The organism is Microbacterium sp. Z10_103 (assembly GCF_058310455.1).
Genome location: NZ_JBZEGK010000001.1, coordinates 449,770 through 473,408, shown reverse-complemented (window position 1 = coordinate 473,408; position 23,639 = coordinate 449,770). Strand labels below are relative to the sequence as shown.

Here is a 23,639-nt window from a genome sequence, read left to right as displayed (position 1 = left end):
AGGGGGTTCAGTCCAGGAAGAGAGCGCGCAGCCGCTTGGTCGTGAAGACCAGGCCGACCGCGATCATCACGACGTAATAGAGGACGTGCCAGAGCATCCCGGCATTGAGAGCTCCGGTCGTGAATCCGCGGATGAGCTCGACCCCGTGCCACAGCGGCAGGGCCTGCACGATCCACTGCACGACCTGCGGGTACACCGTGATCGGGTAGAACGTCGCCGAGAAGAGGAACATGGGCAACAGCACGAAGGTGATCCAGTCCATGTGCTGGAACGTCTTCATGTAGCTGGTGATCGCCATACCGACGCTCGCGAACCCGAAGGCGATGAGCAGCACCGCGGGCAGGGCCAGGATCGCGGTCGGCGCGAGGTTCAGGCCCAGGATTTGCATGATGATCATGAAGCCGGTCGCGTAGAGGAGCCCCCGCAGCAGCGCGTAGAGGATCTCCCCGAGCGCGACGTCCAGAGGGCCGAGCGAAGTAGACAGCATCCCCTCGTAGAGCTTGCCGTAGTTGAGCTTGAAGAAGACGTTCCACGTGGAGTCGTAGATGGCGCCGTTCATCGCCGACACGGCCAGCAGCGCCGGCGCGATGAACGCGGCGTAGGGTACGTCGACACCCGCGGAAGTCTGCACGTCGCCGACGAGGGAGCCGAGACCGATGCCCATCGACGCGAGGTAGAAGACCGGCTCGAAGAAGCCGGAGAGCACGACGATCCAGCTCGACGAGCGGGCGGCGAGCAGCCCTCGCTGCACGACCGCCTGGGGATTGCCGGCCCACAGGGCGCGGACGCCGCGGCGTCCGGTTTCGGGCGCGAGAACCGCCGTCACTTCGCCAGCCTCCGTTCGAAGATGCGACGGCCGAGCACGTAGCCGACGACGGCGAGGATCAGCAGGTACGCCACATGGAGGGTGGCTACAGCCGGCTCGAGAGGGCCGTACGTGAGCATCCGGCCGAACTCGGTCGCGTGCCACAGGGGTGAGATCCAGCCGATCCACTGCAGCCAATCCGGCAGGCTCGCCAGCGGATAGAACGTTCCGGAGAAGAGGAACATCGGGACGAAGATGAAGCGCTGGACCAGCGCGAACTGACCCTTGTCGTCTTCGATCGACGCGGCGTAGGCCATGAGCGGGATGCCGAAGCTCACGCCGGCCAGCACGCCGACCGCGATGGAGATCCACCCCGTGGCCGGGTTCGGCACCGCACCGAAGACCCAGATGAAGATGTAGTACGCAGCGACGGCGATGAACATCCGGGCCGAGGCGCCGAGAATGACCCCGTTGGCGATCTGCGGTGACGACAGCGGCGACGCGTTGAATCCGTAGAAGTACCGGCGCCACTTGAACCCCGCCATGACGGGGTAGGTGAACTCCTCGGACGCCACGCCGATCGCAGCCGTCATGAGCAGCGCGGGTGCGATGAAGACGAGATAGGGCACCGGCTGTCCGCCGTCGTCGATGTCGCTCTGGATGAGGGCGGCAAGGCCCACGCCGAGGCCCAGCAGGTAGAGGATGGGCTGCCCCAGCGCGCCGAAGATGATCGTCCAGCCGTACGCGCGCATCGCGCGCACCATGTGCTCGGTGACGTACCACGAGCCCCGAGCACGCGGCTTGCGCCCCCACTCGAGGGCTTCGGCGCGTAGCTCGTCGAGCGAGGGGTGGAGGCGCGCGTCCCCCGCGCCGGGCGCCTGGCTCAGGGTCATTCGATCAGCGACCTTCCCGTGAGTCGCAGGAACACATCCTCCAGGCTCGATCGACGGACGAGCGAGGTGATCGGCTGGAGGCCGAGGGCGGTGACGCGCTCGAGGGCGGCCTCACCGTCGGACGCGTAGATCAGCACGCGGTCGGGGAGCACCTCGACACGGTCGCCGATGCCCTGGACCTCCGCGGCGGCCTGCTCATTGCGCTCCGAGCCGAAACGCACCTCGAGCACCTCACGGCTGGAGTGCTCGCGGATGAGGGATGCCGGGGTGCCTTCGGCCATGATGCGGCCCTTGTCGACGACGACGAGCCGATCGCACAGCTGCTCCGCCTCATCCATGTAGTGCGTCGTCAGCACGAGGGTGGTGCCCTGCTCCTTCAAGCGGAACAGTCGGTCCCACAGCACATGGCGCGCCTGCGGGTCGAGTCCCGTGGTGGGTTCGTCCAGCAGCAGGATGCGCGGATCGTTGATCAGACCGCGCGCGATCGTCAGCCGCCGCTTCATTCCGCCGGAGAGCTGGTCGACCTTGCTCTTGGCCTTGTCTTCGAGCTGCGCGAAGGCGAGGAGCTCATCCGCCTTCTGTGCGCACACCTTGCCGGGGAGGCCGAAGTAGCGCCCGTAGATGTAGAGGTTCTCCCGGGCGTTCAGTTCCCCGTCGAGGTTGTCCTGCTGCGGCACGACCCCCAGCCGCGAGCGGATCTCCGGGCCATGGCGATCGGGATCGAGACCGAGGATGCTGAGGTCTCCGCTGGTGCGCGTGGAGACAGCGCCGATCATCTTCATGGTCGTCGACTTGCCGGCACCGTTGGGTCCGAGCAGCCCGAACGACTCGCCCGGGGCGACGTCGAAGGACAACCCATCGACCGCGAGGAAATCGGGTTTGCCCTTCACCTTGTACGCCTTGACGAGGTTGCTGGCGTGGATCACCGCTTCTGGCACCGGACCACCCTATCCACCGCCGTCGACACCGATGATCGTCGTCGTGGGCTGAGGGGCGAGACTGTCAACCTTGATTGACTTTGCCCTGGCCGTCAACTACGGTTGACCGCGAGCAGGAGGAATCCATGACCGGGAACGAGATCCGCACCGCACTGGGGGCGCTGCCCGACCCCGAGCCGATCGCCGAGCTGCACCGCCTCGCCGAGGTGCGCCGCGAGCTCGCACGGGCAGAAGAAGTGCAGGTGCGCCGCGCCCGCCACCAGGGATTCTCCTGGCAGGCCATCGCCGCAGCCCTCGGCGTGACCAAACAGGCCGTGCACAAGAAGTACGGTCGAAAGTAACCCACCCGAATGAGGAACCACCTATGTCGACCTCAACCCCCGCCCGCGCGCGCCGCGGCCGCCGCGCGCAGCCCGAGGGTCCGCGCGCGACCCTGCGGCAGCTCCTGCCGTTCCTCCTCGAACACCGTCGTGTGCTCGTCGTCGTGGCGATCCTCAGCGTTCTGGGCGCGGGCGCCACGCTCGCGCAGCCGCTCTTGGTCGGTCAGGTGATCGCGCGGGTGCAGGAGGGGCTCGACCTCGGTGCGCTCATCTGGCTCGTCGTGGGGCTCGTGGTGCTGTCATCGGTGATCTCGGGCTACCAGCACTACCTGCTCCAGCGCACCGGCACGGCCGTCGTCTACTCCAGCCGGCGGCGACTCATCGGCCGCATCCTGCACCTCCCGATCAGCGAGTTCGACGCGCGCCGCACCGGCGACCTCGTCTCCCGCGTCGGCACCGATACGACCCTGCTGTATGCGGTACTCACGCAGGGGCTCGCGGATGCGGTGGGTAACGTGCTCATCTTCCTCGGCGCGCTCATTGCCATGGCGCTGATAGACCCCGTGCTGCTGGCGCTCATCGTGCTCGTTCTCGGGCTCTCCGTGCTCACCGTCGTGCTCCTCAGCGGCCGCATCCGCACGGCGTCGACCGAGCAGCAGGTCAAGGTCGGCGAGCTGGCCTCTGCCGTCGAGCGCGCGGTCGGTTCCATCCGCACCGTGCGGGCGGCGGGCGCGACGGAGCGCGAGACGACCTCGGTGACGGAACTGGCGACCGAGGCTTACGGGGTGGGCGTGCGCATCGCGAAGGTGTCGGCGCTCGTCGTGCCGGTCGCCGGCATCGCGCTGCAGGTGTCGCTCCTGGTCGTGCTGGGGGTGGGCGGATTCCGCGTCGCGTCCGGCGCGCTGGAGATCGCCGGACTCATCACGTTCATCATGTTCCTCTTCCTCCTGATCGCTCCCCTGGGCTCGACCCTGGGCGCCATCACGTCGGTGAGCCAGGCGCTCGGCGCACTCGGCCGCATCCAGGAGATCCTCGACCTGCCCACCGAGACCGACGATGACCGGCCCGACGCCGCCGCGCGTCCGGATCCGGGCGCTCCGGCGATCGAGTTCCGCGACGTGCGTTTCCACTACCCCGCGCACGTGGTCCAGGCCCGCGAAGCCGCCGCGAAAGAGGCACGAGCAGTGTTGGAGCAGGCGCACCTGGAACGTGCCGCCGACGAGGTCGCCGCCGCGGACGACGCCGATCGCGACGTCCTCCGCGGGGTGTCCTTCGCCGTCCCGCGCGGCGCGCGGGTGGCGCTGGTCGGGCCCTCCGGAGCCGGCAAGAGCACGATCCTCTCCCTCGTGGAGCGCTTCTACGACCCGACCGGCGGCGAGATCCTCGTCGACGGCGTCGACGCGCGGCAGCTGGAGCGTGACGCGCTGCGCGCGCGCTTCGGATACGTCGAGCAGGACGCGCCGACCCTGGCCGGCTCCATCGCGGACAACCTGCGGCTCGCCTCCCCGGACGCGACCGACGCGGAATGCGAGAGCGTGCTGCGTGCGGTGAACCTCGGCGACGTGCTCGAACGCAGTCCGCTCGGGGTGGATGCGCCCGTCGGCGAAGACGGCGTCATGCTCTCCGGCGGGGAGCGCCAGCGCCTGGCGATCGCCCGCGCCCTGCTCGCCGCTCCCCCGGTGCTGCTGCTGGACGAGTCCACGTCATCGCTCGACGGGCTCAACGAACAGCGCATGCGGGACGCGATCGATGCGGTCGCGACCGGGCGCACGCTCCTGGTGATCGCGCACCGGCTGTCGACGGTGGTCGACAGCGACCTCATCGTGGTGCTGGACTCCGGGCAGGTCGTGGGTGCGGGGACGCACTCGGAGCTCGTCGCATCCACCCCCCTGTACCGCGACCTCGCCCGGCACCAGCTGCTGGTGTGACCCGACGCAGGCCCGAGAGGAGCACGTCACCGTGACCCAGCATCTTCTGAGCATTGGCGAGGTCAGCCGCCGAACCGGGCTCAGCGCCGACACTCTCCGCTTCTACGAGCGGGAGAATCTCCTGCCCACCGTGGAGCGGAGCTCCGCAGGACGCCGGATGTTCACCGAGGAGGACGTGGAGTGGATCGGCGTGTGTCGTCGGTTGCGCGATTCCGGGATGCCGCTGGCCCGCGTCGCCGAGTACGCCGCGCTCGTACGCGCCGGATCCGGCAACGAGGCGGAGCGGCTGGAGATGCTCCGGCGGCACGAGCCGATGTCCGCCGGAAGATGGCCGAGTTGCAGGACGCGCTCGATCTGATCTCCTTCAAGGTCCAGGTCTACAGCGAAGCGCTCCAGCGGGGAACCGCGTGCGAGCTGTTCGTCAGCGATCGGAGGGACGACGCCTTCCTCGGCGTCTCGCATCCTGCCCCGTCGACGAGTCGGCGCGGCGCACGGCGCGGACGCCTTGACCTGGAGTGAACTCCAGCTTCTAGGTTATGACCGTGTCGGTCACCAGACCCGCCGACGAGTGATTCGGAGGATGCCACCATGTCCCAGTTCATCGAGCCCGACGACACGCGCTACGACGAGCGCTCCCGCGCCCTCGTCAACGTCGGCCGGAAAGCCATCGCCCAGGAGAACCCTGAAGCGCTGCGGGCCTACTTCAGCTCGGACTTCCAGTTCCACGGCCCGGACGGCGACGCGGAGTTCGCGGAACTGGAGGCCTCCTTCGCTCAGATGCGCCAATCTTTCAGCGGCTACTACTGCGAGCGCTACGAGATCGTCTCCGCCGGCGACTTCATCGGCTGCCGCACCGAGATGGGAGGCACATTCACCGCGCCGTTCGCCACCCCGTTCGGCACCGTCCAGCCGCACGGCAAGACGGTCACGCTGTCGCTGATCAACATGTTCCGCTAAAACGCCGACGGCAAGCTGGCCGAGGAGTGGGTGGCGTACGACAACGTCGAGTGGATGCGCCAACTCGGCCTCGAGCTCGCCCCCACGCAGTCCTAGACCGCGTCCCCCCGGCGCGAGAAACAACATCCCGGCCGAGACAGCACGCGATGCGTTGTTTCTCGGCCGGGATGTTGTTTCTCGGCGGATGCGGCGAGCCTCAGGCTTGCGCGGCCTTCGCGGCCTTCAGGCGGTAGCGCAGCGACGCCAGCTCGGCCTTGAGCGGGGCGGGGATGCGGGTGCCGAAGGTCGCGTAGAACTCCTCGGTGAGGTCGGCCTCCTGCAGCCACGAATCCGGGTCGACCGCGAAGAGCTCATCGAGGTCGGCCTGCGGGATGTCCAGGCCATGAAGGTTCAGGTCCTGCACGCGCGGGATGCGGCCGATCGGTGTCTCCACCGCGCCGGCGCCTCCGTCGATGCGTCGGATGATCCAGTCGATCACGCGAGAGTTCTCCCCGAATCCGGGCCACAGGAACCGGCCGTCGGCGCCCTTGCGGAACCAGTTCACCTGGAAGATCCGCGGGGCGCGGTCGAACCGCAGCTGCTGCCCGACCTTCAGCCAGTGGCCGAAGTAGTCGGCCATGTTGTAGCCGCAGAACGGCAGCATCGCGAACGGGTCACGACGCAGCTCGCCGACGGTTCCCTCGGCGGCAGCGGTCTTCTCGGACGAGATCGTCGAGCCCAGGAAGACGCCGTGCGTCCAGTCCGTGGCCTCCACCACGAGCGGGACGTTGGTGGCCCGACGGCCGCCGAACAAGATGACATCCAGCGGCACGCCCTCCGGAGAATCCCAGTCGGTCGCGATCTGCGGGCACTGCGCGGCAGCCACGGTGAACCGGGAGTTGGGGTGCGCGGCGGGGCGACCACTGTCGGGCGTCCACGCGTTGCCCTCCCAGTCGGTCAGGTGCGGCGGGACGTCGTCGGTCAGACCCTCCCACCACACGTCGCCGTCGGGGCGCAACGCGACGTTGGTGAAGATGGTGTTGCCCCACAGCGTCTCCACCGCGGTCACGTTGGTCGACTCGCCCGTGCCGGGCGCCACACCGAAGAACCCGGCCTCGGGGTTGATCGCCCAGAGGCGTCCATCCTGTCCTGGACGGATCCAGGCGATGTCGTCGCCGAGCGTCTCGACGCGCCAGCCGGGGATGGTGGGGCGGAGCATCGCGAGGTTGGTCTTGCCGCACGCCGACGGGAACGCTGCGGCGACATGGTACGCACGACCGGCGGGGTCGATGACGCGGATGAGCAGCATGTGCTCGGCGAGCCATCCCTCGTCGCGGCCGATCACCGACGCGATGCGCAGTGCGAAACACTTCTTGGCGAGGATCGCGTTGCCGCCGTATCCGGAGCCGAACGACCAGACCTCGAGAGTGTCGGGGAAGTGGACGATGTACTTCTCGTCGTTGCACGGCCACGAGACGTCGGTCTCGCCCGGCGCCAGCGGAGCGCCGACCGAGTGCACGGTCTTCACCCACGGGTCGCCCTCCGCGATGCGACGCAGCACGTCGGGTCCGACGCGGGTCATGACGCCGATCGAGGTGACCGCGTACGCGCTGTCGGTGACCTGCACGCCGATGTGCGAGAGGGGGCCGCCCACGGCGCCCATCGAGAACGGCACGACGTACATCGTGCGTCCGCGCATCGACCCCTCGAAAACCTCATCGAGGGTGCCGCGGATCGTCTTGGGCGCGATCCAGTTGTTGGTCGGGCCGGCATCTTCTTCGAGCTCGGAGGCGATGTAGGTCCGCGACTCCAGTCGCGCCACGTCGCCGGGGTGCGAGCGCGCCAGGTACGAGCCCGGCCGCCATTCCGGGTTGAGCTTGAGCAGCTTGCCTTCGTCCACCATCTGGCGCAGCAGGGCCTCGTTCTCCGCACGCGACCCATCGACCCAGTGGATGCGGTCGGGCTGAGTGAGCGCGGCGATCTCGTCCACCCACGCCACGAGGGCGTCCATGCCGGCGCCGCGCACGTCGGGGCGCTTTCCGAAGCGACGCAGTGCTCCGTCGGATGCGCGGACCGCGGTCGGACGGCTGGTGTGGATTTCGGCGAGAGCCATGGACGCTCCTTCATGTTCAGAACGGGTGTCTTGTTCCACTTTGGCGCGCTGGGGACTCCTTTTACCCGGGAAGGTGGCATCAAGAGTCGCGATTCTTTCGCTAACATCAAGGAATGGCCCCTCCCGCGATCGAGCTGACCACCCTCGGTCACCGCATCCGCCATCACCGCCTTGCCTCCGGGCTCACCCTCGATGAGCTCGGTGCCCTCGTCGGCGTGGCGGGCAGTCAGCTGAGCCTCATCGAGAACGGGAAGCGCGAGCCGAAGCTCTCCCTGCTGCAGGAGATCGCGCGCGCCACCGGCACCGAAGTTTCCGATCTCCTCTCCACGGAGCCGCCGAACCGTCGCGCCGCCCTGGAGATCGAGCTGGAGCGCGCTCAGGCGGGCTCCGTGTTCCGTCAGCTGGGGATTCCGCCTATCAAGGTGACCAAGGGTGTGAGCGACGAAACCCTCGAGTCGATCCTCGGTCTGCATCGCGAGCTGCAGCGACGGGAGCGGGAGGCCATCGCGACTCCCGAGGAAGCCCGCCGGGCGAACACCGAGCTGCGACTGCGCATGCGCGAGAGCGCGAACTACCTGCCCGAGATCGAGCGTCTCGCCGAGAAGCAGCTGAAGGCGGCGGGGCATGTGTCGGGCGCCCTCACCCACCGGACGGTCGGCATCATGGCCGAGCAGCTGGGCTTCGAGCTCATCTACGTCAACGACCTGCCGCACTCCGCACGCTCGGTCACCGACCTCGAGAACGGCCGCATCTACCTGCCCCCCGCCTCGATCCCCGGTGGCCACGGCCTGCGCTCGATGGCGCTGCAGGCGATGGCCCACCGCATCCTGGGCCACGAACGCCCCAACGACTACGCCGATTTCCTTCAGCAGCGACTGGAGATCAACTACTTCGCCGCGTGCTGCCTCATGCCCGAGACGAACGCGGTCGCCTTCCTCCAACAGGCCAAGAAAGACCGGAACCTCGCCGTGGAGGACTTCCGCGACGCGTTCGGCGTCACCCACGAGGCGGCGGGGATGCGGCTCACCAACCTCGCGACCGAGCACCTGGGGATCCGGCTCCACTTCCTGCGCGTGGACGGGTCGGGCGCCATTTCCCGCGTCTACGAGAACGACGACCTGCCGCTTCCCACCGATGTCACCGGTTCGGTGGAGGGCCAGGTCGCGTGCCGCCGGTTCTCCGCCCGCCGGGCATTCTCGGAGCAGAACCGCACCACCGAGCATTACCAGTACACCGATACCCCCGCGGGCACGTTCTGGTGCTCGACGCAGACGGGGTCGACGTCGGACGGTGATTTCTCGATCACCGTGGGCGTGCCCTTCGACGATGCGAAGTGGTTCCGCGGACGTGAGACCCAGCAGCGGGCGGAGTCCCACTGCCCGGACGAGTCATGCTGCCGCCGGCCACCGGCCGAGGTGGCCGCACGGTGGGGCGGCAAGGCCTGGCCGAGCGCCCGGGTGCACATGCACATGTTCTCCCCGCTCCCCCGGGGCGACTTCCCCGGCGTCGACGACAACGAGGTCTTCGAGTTCCTGGAACGCCACGCCGGCTGACGAGCCAACCGCATTCACGCACCCTGCGTGCCGGTGGTGCTCAGCGGGTGATGCTCACCCGGTGACGAATGCGGCATAGCGGGCGAGCGCCGCCGCGACCTGATCCGGATCGGTCGGGGCGAAGAGCTCCGGCAGCGGGTCCTCGTCGTGGCGGCCGACCGCGAGGGAGTGCGTCCACACACCCACGACCCGCCCCTCGTCGACCAGGATCGGCCGGACGATGCCGTTCTTGCTCGGCCCGACGGCGTCGAGGAACTCCGGGGCGCACGGCACGGTGCGGTCGGCGTAGGAGAGGTAGTACTCCTCGAACGGCGGAAGTGCCAGCACGCGAGGCGCGGATGCTGCCCGCCGCGGTGCCGATCCGACCGTGACGTGGGGCGCATCCGGGCCGTCCTCGAGAGCGACGATGCGTCCCGCCGCCCGCGCCATCGCCGTGCGGGCGATGCCGACAGGTAGCCCGGTCCACCACGCGAGGTCACGCGCGCCGGCCGGACCGTGCGAGGCGACGAAACGCGCCGCCAGCTCGGCGAGCGGGTCTGCGGGTGTCCGGGGATCACGGATCCACTCGTCGGCCAGCACGACGTACTGCTCGCGGGACGGTCCGCCGGCGCGGGGCACCACCGGCCCCGACACGATCACCCCCCGGAGTGCGAGCACGTGCAGCACATGGATGCCGCGCTGACCGGCGGGATCGATGCCTCCGGTGGCCAGCATCGCGGTGAAGTCCGCCCGGGTGAGCCTGCCGCCGCCGGCGAGGGCCCTGCGTGCCAGAGCTTCGGCTCGCGTGAAGTCGCCCGCATCAAGCCCGAGGTCGCGGTGCCGGGGAGCGGCCTGTCGTAGCTGCCGCTCACCCGTGATCGACAGCATCCACGCCAGATCGCGCGCGGGGACGATGTGCAGCGTGCCGCGCATCGGCCACGCGCGCACGACGTCGCCCCGCTCGAACGCCGCGTCGACGGCGCGGATCGTCGGGGTGCCGCGCGCGCGGACCCCGAGCGCCCACCGGCCACCCCAGAACTCCTGGGCCTGCACGGCGAGCATATGATCCGCCGCTTCCACCACCGACGCCGTCGGTGCCGACAGGCGGTGCGAGCGGAGCCGGCGCTCGAGGACCGCAGAACTCATAGGCACAGTGTGCCGTGTCCCGCGGACACGAGCGGTCCGGAATGTCCGGAGGCTCAGCCCGCCGCAGCGACGGGCGCGGGGCTCTGCACGAGCATGTTCCCCGCGAAGAACCGCGTGAGTTCGTCGCGGGCGGTCAGCGGCAGGACCGCAGCGACGTACTGGTCGGGGCGCACCACCACGACGCACCCGCCGCGATCAATGCCCCGCTCGTCGAAGATGTCACCGCTGTCGGGATCGACGGCATAGACCTTCTCGTAGTCGATCACGCCGAAAGGGCCGACGCGCGGGAGGAAGATCTCGGGGACGTCGCCCATCTCCACCCCGTCGAGGGCCTGCTGGTAGATCACCTTCACGTCGAAGACGCCGTCGACATCCGCGCCGGCCGGAGTGAATCGCACCACCGGTGACTCGGGGGACGTCGCCAGCCACTCGGCCCACTCACCGAGGGGCGAGGCCTCGCCGGGGGCGGCAGCGTCCCCGAAGGCGTACACGCGCCAGCGACCGTCGGCGCGGTGGTGATGGCCGAGATGCACGGGATTGGCGTCGCCGATCCGCATCGCAGGGGCCGACTTGAAGCGCTTGCCGATCGGAAATCCGGTCGCGAGCGACTGGTGCTCGTCAGTGGCGACGAGGATGGACGGCGCGTACTGTGTCATGAAGCCGGCGGGGAACTCCGCGGTGTCGACGTAGAACTTCGCCAGTGCATCGGGGCTGTCGAAGTCCTCGGGCTTCCGGGCCATCATCGACGACCACTCGCGGTCGAAGTCGATGAGGTTCTGCGCGATGACCTGCCGCTCGTTCGAGTAGGTCCCGAGCAGGGATGCGGGGCTCCGCCCTTCGAGCACCTGCGCGAGCTTCCACCCGAGGTTGAACCCGTCCTGCATGGAGACGTTCATCCCCTGGCCGGCCTTCGCGCTGTGCGTGTGGCACGCGTCCCCGCAGATGAACACGCGCGGGTCGCGCTGCCCTGTCAGCTCGACCGGCACGTCGTCGAACTTGTCGGTGACCCGGTGTCCGACCTCGTAGACGCTGTGCCACGCGACGTCGCGCACTTCCAGCGTGTACGGGCTCATGATGCGGTTCGCCTTGGCGACGATCTGCTCGAGGCTCGTCCTGCGCACGGCGCCGTTGTCACCCTCGGGTACCTCACCGAGGTCGACGTACATCCGGAACAGGAAGCCGCCTTCCCGCGGAATGAGCAGGATGCTGCCATCGCCCGCCGACTGGATCGCGCACTTCGTGCGGATATCGGGGAAATCGGTCGTAGCGAGCACGTCCATGACGCCCCAGGCGTGCTTCGCGTGCTCGCCGATGTGCTTGCGGCCGATGGCCTCGCGCACGCGGCTGCGGGCGCCGTCGCACCCGACGACGTACTTCGCGTGCACGACGCGCTCCTCACCCTCGTGCGTTCCGTCGGAGCGGCGGAGCGTCACGGCCACCGGGTGGTCACCCTCGCTGCCGACCTCGAGTGAGACGAACTCCCACCCGTAGTCGGGGCGCACACGCGCCGGGCCGTTCGCCGCGAACTCCGCGAAGTAGTCCAGGACGCGGGCCTGGTTGACGATGAGGTGCTTGAACTCGCTGATGCCGTGCTCGTCGTCTTTCGTGCGCTGAGCGCGCATGATGTGCGAAGGGTTGCTCGGGTCGGGTGCCCAGAAGTTCATCGCCGTGAGCCAGTACGCCTCAGCCACGATGCGCTCGGCGAACCCGAAGGCCTGGAACGTCTCGACGCTGCGCGCCTGGATGCCGTCGGCCTGGCCGATCTCCAGCCGCCCCGGCCGCCGCTCGACCAGGCGGGTGGTGATGCTCGGGAACATCGACAGCTGCGCGGCCAGCAGCATCCCCGCAGGACCCGAACCGACGATGAGCACATCCGTCGTGTCGGGAAGATCGTCCGGCCGATCCACGCCCGTACCCGCCGCTGCGAGCAGACGTGGGTCACCGGAAACGTACCCGTGGTGGTGGAACTGCATCGTTGATTTCCTTCCCTGACGGCATTGTCGAGGCTGCACCCCGAGGAAGCTTGTCCTATTATCGAACGTGTGATTCGATTATGGATCAGTTGAGGTTACCCCCTCGTGCGGGATGCGTATAGCCCGCCTCGACCGAAGGACCCGCCATGCCCGCACCCGCCGTGGAGAGCCGGACCGCTCCGCCGTCCCAGACGCTGAGTCGTGGGATCCGCATCCTGGAGGCGCTGGCCGAGGCGCCGGCGCCCCTCACCACGGACGAGATCGCGCGGGCGATCGACGTGCACCGCTCGATCGCCTACCGCCTCGTGCGCACGCTCGAGGACCACGGCCTGGTCACCCGCGATGACGCCGGCCGGGTGGCACTGGGCGTGCGCCTGGCGGCCCTGGCGGCCGGCGTCTCGCCCGACGTGCAGTCCGCCGCTCTGCCGGAGCTGACCGCGGTGGCCAACGAGCTCGGCATGACGGCCTTCCTCGGTGTCCTCGACGGCAGCCAATGCGTCACGCTGACGTCCGTCGAGCCGCGCGGGGTGATCGCGTCCATGGCGCGACGCCCGGGAACCCAGCATCCGGTCTCCGTGGGCGCGACCGGAAAGGCGCTCCTCGCCATGCTGCCGGATGAGCAGTGGCCGGTCGAGCGAACGCCGAAGCTCACCGCCGACGTCGGGGCGATCCGCGGGCGCGGATTCGCCGTCAGCTCCGACGAAGTGATCCCCACGGTGCGGGCCGTGGCCGTCCCGCTCCCCCTCCGCGGACACGCTCCCGCGGCCATCGCGGTCATCTACGTCGGTGATGGGGCCGACCCGGCAGCCCTCGCCGAGCGACTGCGCCGGGCGGCCGTCACGGTGCGAGATGCCGTAGAGGGATGACACCGAAACGCCGCACGGCGGATGCTGTGACATCCGCCGTGCGGCGTGGGCGCGGTGCTGCGCTCAGGCGAACGGGTTCGCCGTGAGGGTGTACTTCGTCTGGAGGTACTCGTGGATGCCCTCGGCTCCGCCCTCGCGGCCGAGGCCGGAGAGCTTCCAGCCGCCGAAAGGCGCCGCGGCGTTGGACACCACACCCACATTGAGGCCCATCATCCCCGTCTCCAGCCGCTCGATCATGCGCTGGCCACGGGCGAGGTTCTCGGTGAACACGTAGGAGACCAGGCCGTACTCCGTGTCGTTCGCGATGCGGACGGCATCGTCTTCGGTGTCGAACGGCACGATGGCGAGAACGGGCCCGAAGATCTCCTCGCGCAGGATTTCGCTGCCCGGCTGCACGTCCGCGACCACGGTGGGTTCGTAGAACGTGCCGGGACCGTCGACCGCCGAGCCGCCGATCGTCACGGTCGCGCCGCGCTCGACGGCGTCGCCGACCAGCTGCGTGGCCTTCGCCACCGCACGGTCGTCGATGAGCGGGCCGATCGCCACGCCCTCCTCCGTGCCGCGGCCGATCCGCAGATCCTTGACCCGCTCGGTGACACGGCGGGTGAATTCCTCCACGACCGAGCGGTGCACGATGAAGCGATTGGCGGCGGTGCACGCCTGGCCGATGTTGCGGAACTTCGCGAGCATGGCGCCATCCACCGCCTTGTCGAGGTCGGCGTCGTCGAAGACGACGAACGGCGCGTTGCCGCCGAGCTCCATCGAGGTGCGCAGCACGTTCTCCGACGCCTGCTTGAGCAGACCCTGTCCCACGGGCGTGGAGCCGGTGAAGGAGAGCTTGCGCAGGCGCGGGTCGCGGATGATGCGCTCGGACACGGCGCCCGACGAGGTCGTGGTCACCACGTTGACGACACCGGCGGGAACCCCGGCCTCCTCCAGCAGCTTCACGAAGAACAGCGTCGTCAGCGGCGTCAGCGAGGCGGGCTTGATGACGACGGTGCAGCCGGCGGCGAGCGCCGGAGCGATCTTGCGGGTCGCCATCGCGAGCGGGAAGTTCCACGGTGTGATGAGGAACGCCGGTCCGACGGGATGCTGCGTCACGATCATGCGACCGGTGCCCTCGGGGTTCGCGCCGTAGCGGCCGGACACGTGGGCTGCCTCTTCGCTGAACCACCGCAGGAACTCGCCGCCGTACGCGATCTCCCCGCGCGCCTCCGCGAGGGGCTTGCCCATCTCCAGCGTCATGACCAGGGCGACGTCCTCCTTGCGGGCCTGCAGCAGGTCGAAGGCCCGCCGGAGGATGTCGGCGCGCTCGCGCACCGGCGTGGCCGCCCAGGCGGGGAAGGCGTCGGCGGCAGCATCCATCGCAGCCTGGCCGTCGGCTACTGACGCGTCGGCGATCGAGCGGATGACGTTGCCCGTCGACGGGTCGGAGACGTTCAACGTCTTGCCGCCCTCGGCCGCCCGCCACTGCCCGCCGATGAACAGGCCGTCCGGCACGGTCGCCAGCAGTACTTCCTCGCGTGACTCGCTCATGTTCGTCCTCCTGGATCGAAAGTTCCTCACCATTCTCCTGCGGCCCGGCCGGTGCGCCGATATACGCCGCGTACAGGATCCAGCGCCGAGGTAGCCCGCAGGGCGAGCGCAGGCGCGCTCGCTCGCGAGGGGTGGGGCGGCGTAACCCGTCCGCCTTATACTGGCGACCGTCCGGCGCCGAGTTGCCGCCGGTGCCCGAAAAAGGGGCACGCAGCCCGCTCCGGCAGGAGTGCGCGAGACACATACGGCCCGATCCGTCCCTGTCTCGAAAGGCTTCGCCATGCCCTCCGTCTCCGCCCACGTCGCCGCCACCCTCGCCCGCCGCATCGACGCCGTGTTCGGCGTCATGGGAAACGGCAATGCGTACTTCCTCGACGCGCTCGAGCGCGACACCCCCGCGAGCTTCGTCGCCGTCCGGCATGAGGCCGCAGGCGTCGCAGCCGCGGACGCGTACTACCGCGCATCCGGTCGCATCGCCGCGGCGACGGCCACCTACGGCGCCGGGTTCACCAACACCCTCACGGCTCTCGCCGAAGCGGTGCAGGCCCGCACGCCTCTCGTGCTGCTCGTCGGTGACGAACCGACTTCCGGCCCGCGCCCGTGGGGCGTCGACCAGATCGCGCTGGCCGACGGCGTCGGCGCACGCACCTACAGCGTCGGGCACCGGGATGCGGCGGCCACCGTGACGATCGCGCTCGAGCACGCCTACTCCTACCGCGTGCCCGTCGTGCTGGCGATCCCCTACGACCTCGCAACGCGCGACGCCGGTCCTGTTCCCACGGACATCGAACCGGAACCGGCGGCGTTCGTCCCGCCTCGGACGGCGTTCGCCGACTCGGTCATCGACGCGATCGCGGACGCTCTGGCCGCGGCCGAGCGGCCGGTGTTGCTGGGTGGCCGCGGCGCGTGGCTGGCCGGTGCGGGCGCCGTGCTGGGCGAACTGGCGGAGGCGTCCGGGGCGCTCACCACCACGACGGCGCTCGGGCGCGGCCTCTTCCCCGATGACCGGTTCGACCTGGGGGTGGCCGGCGGATTCGGCGCGCCGGGGGCGATGTCCCTCGTCCGGGAGGCGGATGTCGTCGTTGTTTTCGGGGCCGCGCTGAACCAGTTCACGATGCGGTTCGGCGACCTGTTCGGCCCGGGCACGCGCGTCTTCCAGATCGATCTCGCCCCGACGGCGACGCATCCGAATGTCGGCGGCTTCGTCCGCGGCGACGCCTCCGAGGTCGCCGGCGAGATCCTCCGGCGGATGCGCGACCGAGGCGTCCGCCCGTCGAGCTGGCGCGAGAGCGTGGATGTCGCGGCGGCCCGGAAGCAGGAGAGCGGTGGCACGGTCGGTCCTGACGGGCGGATGGACCCGCGCGCCGCGGCCGCACGCATCGCCGAACTCCTGCCCGAAGACCGCGTGATCGTCTCGGACGGCGGGCATTTCCTGGGCTGGTCGAACATGTACTGGCCGGTGGCATCCCCCGACCGGATGATCATGGTCGGCACCGCCTACCAGTCCATCGGGCTGGGGTTCCCGAGCGTCCCTGGCGCCGCTGTCGCCCGACCCGACTCGACGATCGTGCTCACCACGGGTGACGGGGGCGGCCTCATGGCCCTCGCCGACCTCGAGACGGCCATCCGCGTGGCCGGCGGCCGAGGCGTCGCGGTGGTGTGGAACGACGCGCAGTACGGCGCGGAGGTCAACAACTACGGGCTCAAGGGCCTCGCACGCGAGCCGATGCTGATCCCCGAGGTCGACTTCGCGGCCGTGGCCGCCGGCTTCGGTGCCGAGGGCGTCGTGGTCCGGACCGTGGCCGACCTCGACGCGTTGGCCGCGTGGACGGCGCGGGCTGCTGAGGAGCGCCCCTTCCTGCTCCTGGACCTGCGCGTGAGCGGCGACGTGATCGCTCCGTACTGGCAGGAGATCGTCCACGCGGGCTGACCCGTCGACTCGCCAGAAAACGTCGGATTCTCGCTCGAAATCCGACGTTTTCTGGCGACTCGACCGTCCGGGGGTGCGGGGTCACATGCCGTAGATGGGGCTCCTTGCCTGCTCCTCCTCGTTATCGGGACCGAGGGGGATCCCGCTGCGGTCGCGCAGCAGGAGCGTCGCGATGAAACCGAGCACCACCATGCCGGCCAGGTACCACGTGACCGAGTCGGTGGAACCGGTCGCCTGCACGAGCGCCTGGGCGATGGTCGGGGCGAACGCGCCACCGAGGATCGCCCCCAGCGCGTAGGAGATCGACACTCCGGAGAACCGGATGGATGCGGGGAACAGCTCGGCGTACAGGGCGGCCTGCGGTCCGTAGGTGAAGCCGAGTCCGACCGTGAGGATCACCAACCCCAGCGTCAGCAGGACGACGCTGCCGGTGTTCACGAGCGGGAACAGCAGGAGGACGCCCACGAGCAGGCTGACCCAGCCAATGAGGTAGGTGTTCCGGCGGCCGAGGCGATCGCCCGCCCAACCCGCGATCCATGTGAACAGCAGCCACGAGACGGCCGAGATGGTCACGGCGCCCAGGACCTCGGCGGTGGGCAGGCCGATGGGGCCCTCGGGGTCGGTCGCGTACCGCTGGATGTACCCACCGGTGGTCATGTATCCGACGGCGTTGTTGCCGGCGAAGACGAACGCGGCGATGACGACGAGCAGGGCGTGCTTGCGGAAGAGCTGAACGATCGGCATCCGCGACTTCTCTTTGCGCTGGGCGAGTTCCAGGAAGACCGGGCTCTCCTCGACGCGCCGGCGCACGTAGTACCCGATGAGGATGAGGACGAAGGACAGCAGGAACGGGATGCGCCAGCCCCACTCGAGGAAGGCGTCGCCGGGGGCGATCACCGCCATGAGACCGAGCATGCCGCTGGCCAACAGCAGTCCGAGCGGAACGCCGAGCTGCGGGGATGCACCGAACAGGCTCCGGCGCTTCTTCGGGGCGTGCTCCACGGCCATGAGGACCGCTCCGCCCCACTCCCCGCCGGCGGAGATGCCCTGCAGAATGCGCAGCACCACCAGGAGGATGGGGGCTGCGACGCCGATCACGGCGTAGGTCGGCAGGAGACCGACCAGCGTCGTCGCGGCGCCCATGAGGATGAGCGTCAGCATCAGGACGAGGCGACGACCGTATTTGTCACCGAGATGTCCGGCCAGGAACGCGCCGAGCGGTCGGAAGAGGAAGCTGATGCCGACCGTGATGAAGGACAGGATCTGCGCGAATTCCTCGCCCGCGGGCGCGAAGAACAGCTGCCCGAAGATGAGGCCGGCGGCCGAGGCGTAGAGGAAGAAGTCGTACCACTCGACTGTGGTGCCGACCACGGTCGCGAAGACCACCCGTCGCCGGTCGGTGGAAGAGGAGATGGTGCCGGTCGGCGTGAAGCCTTCCGGCCCTCGGGGGGATGGTGTGCTCATGGGGGCTCCCTGGTGACGCCGCTGTCTGGGCTGCGACGTCTCTGTCGAATGCGATCCGCGATGTTGCCCGCGTGGTAAGGATGATATACGATTTCGAATACGACGCAAGAGCGAAGGAGCTCGGATGACCCCGACGGAGACCACAGACCCCCGTTTCGCGGCGCTGGGCGGCCGCCCCGGCAAGATCGTCGCGGTGCATCTGGCCTACGCATCCCGTGCTGACCAGCGCGGGAGACGACCCGCTCATCCCTCCTACTTCTTCAAGCCATCGAGCTCTCTCGCGCCCACCGGCGCGAGCATCGAGCGACCGCACGGTACGGAGCTCCTCGCCTTCGAGGGCGAGATCGCCCTGATCATCGGCCGACCCGCGCGCCGCGTGGCCGTGGACGAGGCCTGGGCGCATGTGGGGGCGATCACGGCGGCGAACGACTTCGGCCTGTACGACCTCCGCGCAAACGACAAGGGCTCCAACGTCCGCTCCAAGGGCGGCGACGGTTATACGCCCGTGGGCCCGGCGCTGATCGACGCGCGCTCGATCGACCCGGCCGCGATCCGCCTGCGTACCTGGGTCAACGGCGAGCTCGCCCAGGACGACACGACGGCCGGGCTCATCTTCTCCCTGTCTCAGATCGTCGCCGACCTGTCCCAGCACTTCACCCTGGAGACCGGAGACGTGATCCTCACCGGCACACCGGCCGGGTCGCGCGTGGTCGTGCCCGGCGATCGGGTCGAGGTGCAGGTCGACGCGGGCGACGCCTCGACGGGGCGCCTCGTGACCACCGTCGTGCAGGGTGCGCACGCGTTCGACGCCTCCGTCGGTTCGCTGCCCGCGGCCGACGACACACAGCGCGCCGAGGCCTGGGGGTCGCGCGAGGCAGCGGGACTCCCGCCCGAGACTCCCCCGGTCCCTGAGCGAGGGAGCGCAGCGACCGGAACTCTCCCGGTCCCTGAGCAAGGGAGCGCAGCGACCGAAACTCTCCCGGTCCCTGAGCGAGGGAGCGCAGCGACCGAGACGAAGGGCCTCTCCGCCGAGCTCCGCGAAAAGCTCGAGCGCGTCCCCGTCGCCGGGCTCTCGGCCCAACTGCGCAAGCGCGGACTCAACAACGTCACGATCGACGGCGTCCGCCCGATGCATCCCGGAACCAAAGTCGTCGGACGGGCGCGGACACTCCGGTTCGTGCCGAACCGCGAAGACCTGTTCGCCTCACATGGCGGCGGCTACAACGCGCAGAAGCGCGCGTTCGACGCGGTCGGCGAGGGCGAAGTGATCGTCATCGAGGCCCGCGGCGAAACCGGCTCCGGCACGCTCGGCGACATCCTCGCCCTGCGCGCTCACGCCCGCGGAGCCGCCGGCATCGTGACCGACGGGGGCGTCCGCGACTACGTCGCCGTCGCCGCGATCGGACTTCCGGTGTTCTCGAACGGCGCCCATCCCGCAGTCCTCGGCCGCAAGCACGTGCCGTGGGAGCATGACGTGGCCGTCGGATGCGGCGGAACCACGGTCGAGCCGGGCGACGTCATCGTGGGCGACAGCGATGGAGTGATCGTGATCCCCCCGGGGCTCGTCGAAGAGGTCGTCGATGCCGCGCTCGCCCAGGAGGACGAAGACGCCTGGGTGGCCGGACAGGTCGCGGCAGGGCACCCGGTGGATGGTCTCTTCCCGATGAACGCGCAGTGGCGCGCGCGATACGAGGACGAGCAGGGCGCGCGATGACCCTCCGCCAGGAGCCGGGGACCGTGGATACGTCGCGGAGCAAGTCGCAGCAGGCCTACACCTGGATCAAGGAGCGGATCGCGGGCCAGCAGTTCAGCGCGGGCTACCGCCTGGTGCTCGGCGCGATCGCGGCCGATCTCGGCATGAGCGTCGTCCCTGTCCGCGAAGCGATCAGACAGCTCGAGGCCGAAGGCCTCGTGACCTTCGAGCGCAACGTCGGCGCGCGCGTGTCGATGGTCGATGACTCCCAGTACCGCTTCAGCATGCAGGCCCTCAGCATCCTGGAGGGAGCCGCGACCGCGCTGTCGGCGCGGGCGCTCACCGTCGAGGACGTGCGCCGTGCCCGGGACATCAACGAGCGCATGATCGAGACCCTCGACCACTTCGATCCGCGCGCCTTCACCACCCTCAATCAGGAGTTCCACGCGACGCTCTTCGAGCGCTGCACGAACCCGCGCATGCTCGATCTCGTGCACGCCGAATGGGCGCGCCTCGGCCACCTGCGCGAATCCACGTTCAGCTTCGTGCCCGGCCGCGCCGCCGAATCGGTGCGCGAGCACGAGCACATCCTCTCCCTGATCGAAACCGGCGCGCCGCTCGGCGACATCGAGCACGCCTCGCGCCGGCACCGATCGGCCACCCTCGACGCCTATCTGACCCACGAGCACCCCGGCGAGGCCCTCGGCCTCCTGGCGTTCTGAACAGGAGCACATCATGACCGACGTACGGACGACCTCCCGGCACATCCCCGCCGACCTGCCCACACGCATCCAGCACTACATCGACGGGCAGTTCGTCGACTCGGTCGACGGTGACACCTTCGACGTGCTCGACCCGGTCACGAACGAGACCTACCTGCAGGCAGCGGCCGGTAAGAAGGCCGACATCGACGGGGCCGTCGCATCCGCTCGCCGCGCGTTCACCGAGGGACCCTGGCCGCGGATGCTGCCGCGCGAGCGGTCGCGCATCCTCCACAAGATCGCCGACCTCGTCGAATCCCGCGACACGCGCCTGGCGGAGCTGGAGAGCTTCGACTCGGGGCTGCCGATCACGCAGGCCCTCGGTCAGGCCCGCCGTGCCGCGGAGAACTTCCGGTTCTTCGCCGACCTGATCGTGGCGCAGACCGACGACGCGTTCAAGGTGCCCGGGCGCCAGATGAACTACGTCAACCGCAAGCCCATCGGCGTAGCCGGGCTCATCACGCCATGGAACACCCCGTTCATGCTGGAGTCGTGGAAGCTCGGCCCGGCCCTGGCGACCGGCAACACGGTTGTGCTGAAGCCGGCGGAGTTCACCCCGCTGTCGGCATCGCTGTGGGCGGGCATCTTCGAGGAGGCGGGGCTTCCCCAGGGCGTGTTCAACCTCGTGAACGGCCTCGGCGAAGACGCCGGCGACACGCTGGTGAAGCACCCCGACGTGCCGCTGATCTCCTTCACCGGCGAGAGCCGCACGGGGCAGATCATCTTCGGCAACGCGGCGCCCTTCCTCAAGGGCCTGTCTATGGAACTGGGCGGCAAGTCGCCCGCGATCGTCTTCGCCGACGCCGACCTGGAGGCCGCGATCGACGCGACCATCTTCGGTGTCTTCTCCCTCAACGGCGAGCGCTGCACCGCCGGCAGCCGCATCCTCGTCGAGCGGCCGGTCTACGACGAGTTCGTCGAGCGTTACGCCGCGCAGGCGAAGCGCGTGATCGTCGGCGACCCGCAAGACCCGAAGACCGAGGTGGGCGCGCTCGTGCACCCGGAGCACTACGACAAGGTCATGAGCTACATCGAGATCGGCAAGGCTGAGGCCCGCCTCGTGGCCGGCGGCGGACGCCCCGACGGCTTCGACACCGGCAACTACGTCGCGCCGACGGTGTTCGCCGATGTCGCCCCCGACGCACGGATCTTCCAGGAGGAGATCTTCGGACCGGTCGTGGCGATCACGCCCTTCGACACCGACGAAGAGGCGCTCGCCCTGGCCAACGGCGTGCGGTACGGCCTGGCCGCCTACGTCTGGACGAACGATCTGAAGCGATCGCACAACTTCGCGCAGGCCATCGAAGCCGGCATGGTGTGGCTCAACTCCAACAACGTCCGCGACCTCCGCACCCCGTTCGGCGGCGTGAAGGCGTCCGGCCTCGGGCACGAGGGCGGCTACCGCTCGATCGATTTCTACACCGACCAGCAGGCGGTGCACATCACCCTGGGCAAGGTCCACAACCCCACCTTCGGCAAGTCCGACCCCGCCGCATCCCACTGACCCGCCACTGACGCAAGGACGCTGACATGAGCAACCGCGACGACATGACCCTCACCTCCTCCGGCTTCTACGTCTCGCAGGAGGCGCCCATCGTCACGGGCAACCCGGTCCCGACACCCACGGCGCCGGCCCCCGACATCCTGCGCTGCGCGTACATGGAGCTCGTGGTCACCCACCTCGCCGCATCCCGTACCTTCTACGTCGACGTGCTCGGGCTCTACGTGACGGAAGAGGACGAGCAGGCGATCTACCTGCGGTCGACCGAGGAGTTCATCCACCACAACCTTGTGCTGCGCCAGGGACCGGTGGCCGCCGTCGCTGCCTTCTCCTACCGCGTGCGCACGCCCGAAGACCTCGACAAGGCGGTCGCGTTCTACTCGGAGCTGGGCTGCCGCGTCGAGCGTCGTCACGGCGGCTTCACCCGCGGCATCGGCGACTCGGTGCGCGTGGAAGATCCGCTGGGCTTCCCCTACGAGTTCTTCTACCAGACCGACCACGTCGAGCGGCTCGCGTGGCGGTACGACCTGCACACGCCGGGCGAACTGGTCCGTCTGGACCACTTCAATCAGGTCACCCCCGACGTGCCGCGCGGCGTGAAGTTCATGCAGGACCTCGGATTCCGCGTCACCGAAGACATCCAGGACGAATCCGGCACCGTCTACGCCGCGTGGATGCGCCGGAAGCCCACGGTGCACGACACCGCCATGACCGGCGGCGACGGCCCGCGGATGCACCACGTCGCGTTCGCCACGCACGAGAAGCACAACATCCTCGCCATCTGCGACAAGCTCGGCGCGCTCCGCCGGTCCGACGCGATCGAGCGCGGCCCCGGCCGTCACGGCGTGTCCAACGCGTTCTACCTCTACCTGCGCGACCCCGACGGGCACCGCGTGGAGATCTACACGCAGGACTACTACACCGGCGATCCCGACAACCCCGTCATCACGTGGGACGTGCATGACAACCAGCGTCGCGACTGGTGGGGCAACCCCGTCGTGCCGTCCTGGTACACCGAGGCCTCGCTCGTGCTCGACCTCGACGGCAACCCCAAGGAGGTCGTGGCACGCACCGACACGTCTGAGATGGCCGTGACCATCGGCGCCGACGGGTTCTCGTACACGCGCCGCGACGAGGGCGAAGAGTCGATGCCCGAGTACAAGCAGGGCGAGTACAAGCTCGGCCACCAGCTGTAACGGGCCGCCCGGCGCCCTAACTCCTCAAGATCCGGCCGTTCGGGGCGAGCGGCCCCGCGTTCCGGGCCCGGTCTTGAGGAGTTCGGGTATCGGCGACTGGCTAGTCTG

Annotated in this window: 20 protein-coding genes; 12 read left to right on the top strand and 8 right to left on the bottom strand. The window is 69.2% G+C overall.

The window, feature by feature from the left end:
• Window positions 1–7: 7 nt before the first annotated feature.
• The 3 genes from AC4FS2_RS02090 to AC4FS2_RS02080 are packed head-to-tail and all read right to left on the bottom strand — an operon-like array spanning window position 8 to window position 2,636.
• Entirely contained in the window at window positions 8–826 is an 819-nt protein-coding gene (locus AC4FS2_RS02090) for an ABC transporter permease (RefSeq protein WP_491153944.1), read from the bottom strand.
• Window positions 823–1,698, bottom strand: a complete 876-nt coding sequence (locus AC4FS2_RS02085) for an ABC transporter permease (RefSeq protein ID WP_491153946.1) — start codon at window positions 1,696–1,698, stop codon at window positions 823–825. The genes AC4FS2_RS02090 and AC4FS2_RS02085 overlap by 4 nt, the downstream gene beginning before the upstream one ends.
• The gene (locus tag AC4FS2_RS02080) at window positions 1,695–2,636 is read right to left on the bottom strand and encodes an ABC transporter ATP-binding protein (RefSeq protein WP_491153947.1); all 942 of its coding nucleotides are present in this window, start codon (window positions 2,634–2,636) and stop codon (window positions 1,695–1,697) included. Before AC4FS2_RS02080 ends, AC4FS2_RS02085 begins: the two co-directional genes overlap by 4 nt.
• Window positions 2,637–2,761: 125 nt before the next feature.
• Here AC4FS2_RS02080 and AC4FS2_RS02075 point away from each other — a divergent pair, with 125 nt between their 5' ends.
• The 5 genes from AC4FS2_RS02075 to AC4FS2_RS02055 all read left to right on the top strand — a co-directional run bounded on the left by AC4FS2_RS02075 (window position 2,762) and on the right by AC4FS2_RS02055 (window position 5,841).
• Window positions 2,762–2,977 (top strand): AsnC family protein, encoded by a 216-nt coding sequence (locus AC4FS2_RS02075; protein WP_491153949.1) that lies wholly within the window; start codon window positions 2,762–2,764, stop codon window positions 2,975–2,977.
• Between the two features lie 23 nt (window positions 2,978–3,000).
• Window positions 3,001–4,884 (top strand): ABC transporter ATP-binding protein, encoded by a 1,884-nt coding sequence (locus AC4FS2_RS02070; RefSeq protein WP_491153951.1) that lies wholly within the window; start codon window positions 3,001–3,003, stop codon window positions 4,882–4,884.
• A 31-nt stretch (window positions 4,885–4,915) separates the two neighbouring features.
• Window positions 4,916–5,242 carry a MerR family transcriptional regulator gene (locus tag AC4FS2_RS02065; RefSeq protein ID WP_491176299.1) on the top strand — a complete coding sequence of 109 codons (327 nt, stop codon included), beginning with the start codon at window positions 4,916–4,918 and terminating at the stop codon, window positions 5,240–5,242.
• Window positions 5,212–5,403: a hypothetical protein gene (locus tag AC4FS2_RS02060; RefSeq protein WP_491176298.1), complete on the top strand. Its 192-nt coding sequence runs from the start codon at window positions 5,212–5,214 to the stop codon at window positions 5,401–5,403. Before AC4FS2_RS02065 ends, AC4FS2_RS02060 begins: the two co-directional genes overlap by 31 nt.
• Before the next feature lie 69 nt (window positions 5,404–5,472).
• Window positions 5,473–5,841 carry a nuclear transport factor 2 family protein gene (locus tag AC4FS2_RS02055; protein ID WP_491176297.1) on the top strand — a complete coding sequence of 123 codons (369 nt, stop codon included), beginning with the start codon at window positions 5,473–5,475 and terminating at the stop codon, window positions 5,839–5,841.
• 196 nt (window positions 5,842–6,037) lie between these two features.
• Here AC4FS2_RS02055 and AC4FS2_RS02050 read toward each other — a convergent pair whose 3' ends face one another.
• Complete coding sequence (locus AC4FS2_RS02050) at window positions 6,038–7,933, bottom strand: phosphoenolpyruvate carboxykinase (GTP) (RefSeq protein WP_491153957.1); 1,896 nt, start codon at window positions 7,931–7,933, stop codon at window positions 6,038–6,040.
• Window positions 7,934–8,046: 113 nt separating this feature from the next.
• Between AC4FS2_RS02050 and AC4FS2_RS02045 the strand changes: the two genes are divergently transcribed.
• Window positions 8,047–9,486, top strand: a complete 1,440-nt coding sequence (locus AC4FS2_RS02045; protein WP_491153959.1) for a helix-turn-helix domain-containing protein — start codon at window positions 8,047–8,049, stop codon at window positions 9,484–9,486.
• A gap of 54 nt (window positions 9,487–9,540) precedes the next feature.
• On the opposite strand, the gene AC4FS2_RS02040 is transcribed toward AC4FS2_RS02045, so the two are convergent.
• Window positions 9,541–10,611, bottom strand: a complete 1,071-nt coding sequence (locus AC4FS2_RS02040) for a winged helix DNA-binding domain-containing protein (RefSeq protein ID WP_491153961.1) — start codon at window positions 10,609–10,611, stop codon at window positions 9,541–9,543.
• A 53-nt stretch (window positions 10,612–10,664) separates the two neighbouring features.
• Window positions 10,665–12,584, bottom strand: coding sequence for an FAD-binding monooxygenase (locus AC4FS2_RS02035; RefSeq protein ID WP_491153963.1), 1,920 nt, complete (start codon window positions 12,582–12,584; stop codon window positions 10,665–10,667).
• A gap of 146 nt (window positions 12,585–12,730) precedes the next feature.
• Between AC4FS2_RS02035 and AC4FS2_RS02030 the strand changes: the two genes are divergently transcribed.
• The gene (locus AC4FS2_RS02030; RefSeq protein ID WP_491153964.1) at window positions 12,731–13,450 is read left to right on the top strand and encodes an IclR family transcriptional regulator; all 720 of its coding nucleotides are present in this window, start codon (window positions 12,731–12,733) and stop codon (window positions 13,448–13,450) included.
• Between the two features lie 63 nt (window positions 13,451–13,513).
• Here the strand turns inward: AC4FS2_RS02030 and AC4FS2_RS02025 are convergent, their stop codons facing one another.
• Entirely contained in the window at window positions 13,514–14,986 is a 1,473-nt protein-coding gene (locus AC4FS2_RS02025; RefSeq protein ID WP_491153966.1) for an NAD-dependent succinate-semialdehyde dehydrogenase, read from the bottom strand.
• Window positions 14,987–15,266: 280 nt separating this feature from the next.
• Between AC4FS2_RS02025 and AC4FS2_RS02020 the strand changes: the two genes are divergently transcribed.
• The gene (locus AC4FS2_RS02020) at window positions 15,267–16,916 is read left to right on the top strand and encodes a thiamine pyrophosphate-binding protein (protein WP_491153967.1); all 1,650 of its coding nucleotides are present in this window, start codon (window positions 15,267–15,269) and stop codon (window positions 16,914–16,916) included.
• Window positions 16,917–16,997: 81 nt separating this feature from the next.
• Here AC4FS2_RS02020 and AC4FS2_RS02015 read toward each other — a convergent pair whose 3' ends face one another.
• Window positions 16,998–18,380 (bottom strand): MFS transporter, encoded by a 1,383-nt coding sequence (locus AC4FS2_RS02015; protein WP_491153969.1) that lies wholly within the window; start codon window positions 18,378–18,380, stop codon window positions 16,998–17,000.
• A 124-nt stretch (window positions 18,381–18,504) separates the two neighbouring features.
• Here AC4FS2_RS02015 and AC4FS2_RS02010 point away from each other — a divergent pair, with 124 nt between their 5' ends.
• From AC4FS2_RS02010 to hpaD, 4 genes are read left to right on the top strand one after another with little or no spacing between them, the layout of a single operon-like run.
• Window positions 18,505–20,094, top strand: coding sequence for a fumarylacetoacetate hydrolase family protein (locus tag AC4FS2_RS02010; RefSeq protein WP_491153970.1), 1,590 nt, complete (start codon window positions 18,505–18,507; stop codon window positions 20,092–20,094).
• A complete protein-coding gene (locus AC4FS2_RS02005; protein WP_491153971.1) occupies window positions 20,091–20,795 on the top strand; it encodes a GntR family transcriptional regulator in 705 nt (234 codons plus the stop codon). The genes AC4FS2_RS02010 and AC4FS2_RS02005 overlap by 4 nt, the downstream gene beginning before the upstream one ends.
• A gap of 13 nt (window positions 20,796–20,808) precedes the next feature.
• A complete protein-coding gene (hpaE, locus tag AC4FS2_RS02000) occupies window positions 20,809–22,338 on the top strand; it encodes a 5-carboxymethyl-2-hydroxymuconate semialdehyde dehydrogenase (protein ID WP_491153973.1) in 1,530 nt (509 codons plus the stop codon).
• Between the two features lie 26 nt (window positions 22,339–22,364).
• Window positions 22,365–23,531: a 3,4-dihydroxyphenylacetate 2,3-dioxygenase gene (gene hpaD / locus AC4FS2_RS01995; protein WP_491153975.1), complete on the top strand. Its 1,167-nt coding sequence runs from the start codon at window positions 22,365–22,367 to the stop codon at window positions 23,529–23,531.
• Window positions 23,532–23,639: the final 108 nt, after the last annotated feature.

What these genes read in the sequence shown, in the direction of transcription:
- AC4FS2_RS02085 (WP_491153946.1), bottom strand. Translation starts at nt 1,698, where the DNA reads ATGACCCTGAGCCAGGCGCCCGGCGCGGGGGACGCGCGCCTCCACCCC.
- AC4FS2_RS02075 (WP_491153949.1), top strand. Translation starts at nt 2,762, where the DNA reads ATGACCGGGAACGAGATCCGCACCGCACTGGGGGCGCTGCCCGACCCC.
- AC4FS2_RS02070 (WP_491153951.1), top strand. Translation starts at nt 3,001, where the DNA reads ATGTCGACCTCAACCCCCGCCCGCGCGCGCCGCGGCCGCCGCGCGCAG.
- AC4FS2_RS02060 (WP_491176298.1), top strand. Translation starts at nt 5,212, where the DNA reads ATGGCCGAGTTGCAGGACGCGCTCGATCTGATCTCCTTCAAGGTCCAG.
- AC4FS2_RS02055 (WP_491176297.1), top strand. Translation starts at nt 5,473, where the DNA reads ATGTCCCAGTTCATCGAGCCCGACGACACGCGCTACGACGAGCGCTCC.
- AC4FS2_RS02050 (WP_491153957.1), bottom strand. Translation starts at nt 7,933, where the DNA reads ATGGCTCTCGCCGAAATCCACACCAGCCGTCCGACCGCGGTCCGCGCA.
- AC4FS2_RS02045 (WP_491153959.1), top strand. Translation starts at nt 8,047, where the DNA reads ATGGCCCCTCCCGCGATCGAGCTGACCACCCTCGGTCACCGCATCCGC.
- AC4FS2_RS02040 (WP_491153961.1), bottom strand. Translation starts at nt 10,611, where the DNA reads ATGAGTTCTGCGGTCCTCGAGCGCCGGCTCCGCTCGCACCGCCTGTCG.
- AC4FS2_RS02035 (WP_491153963.1), bottom strand. Translation starts at nt 12,584, where the DNA reads ATGCAGTTCCACCACCACGGGTACGTTTCCGGTGACCCACGTCTGCTC.
- AC4FS2_RS02030 (WP_491153964.1), top strand. Translation starts at nt 12,731, where the DNA reads ATGCCCGCACCCGCCGTGGAGAGCCGGACCGCTCCGCCGTCCCAGACG.
- AC4FS2_RS02025 (WP_491153966.1), bottom strand. Translation starts at nt 14,986, where the DNA reads ATGAGCGAGTCACGCGAGGAAGTACTGCTGGCGACCGTGCCGGACGGC.
- AC4FS2_RS02020 (WP_491153967.1), top strand. Translation starts at nt 15,267, where the DNA reads ATGCCCTCCGTCTCCGCCCACGTCGCCGCCACCCTCGCCCGCCGCATC.
- AC4FS2_RS02015 (WP_491153969.1), bottom strand. Translation starts at nt 18,380, where the DNA reads ATGAGCACACCATCCCCCCGAGGGCCGGAAGGCTTCACGCCGACCGGC.
- AC4FS2_RS02010 (WP_491153970.1), top strand. Translation starts at nt 18,505, where the DNA reads ATGACCCCGACGGAGACCACAGACCCCCGTTTCGCGGCGCTGGGCGGC.
- AC4FS2_RS02005 (WP_491153971.1), top strand. Translation starts at nt 20,091, where the DNA reads ATGACCCTCCGCCAGGAGCCGGGGACCGTGGATACGTCGCGGAGCAAG.
- hpaE (WP_491153973.1), top strand. Translation starts at nt 20,809, where the DNA reads ATGACCGACGTACGGACGACCTCCCGGCACATCCCCGCCGACCTGCCC.
- hpaD (WP_491153975.1), top strand. Translation starts at nt 22,365, where the DNA reads ATGAGCAACCGCGACGACATGACCCTCACCTCCTCCGGCTTCTACGTC.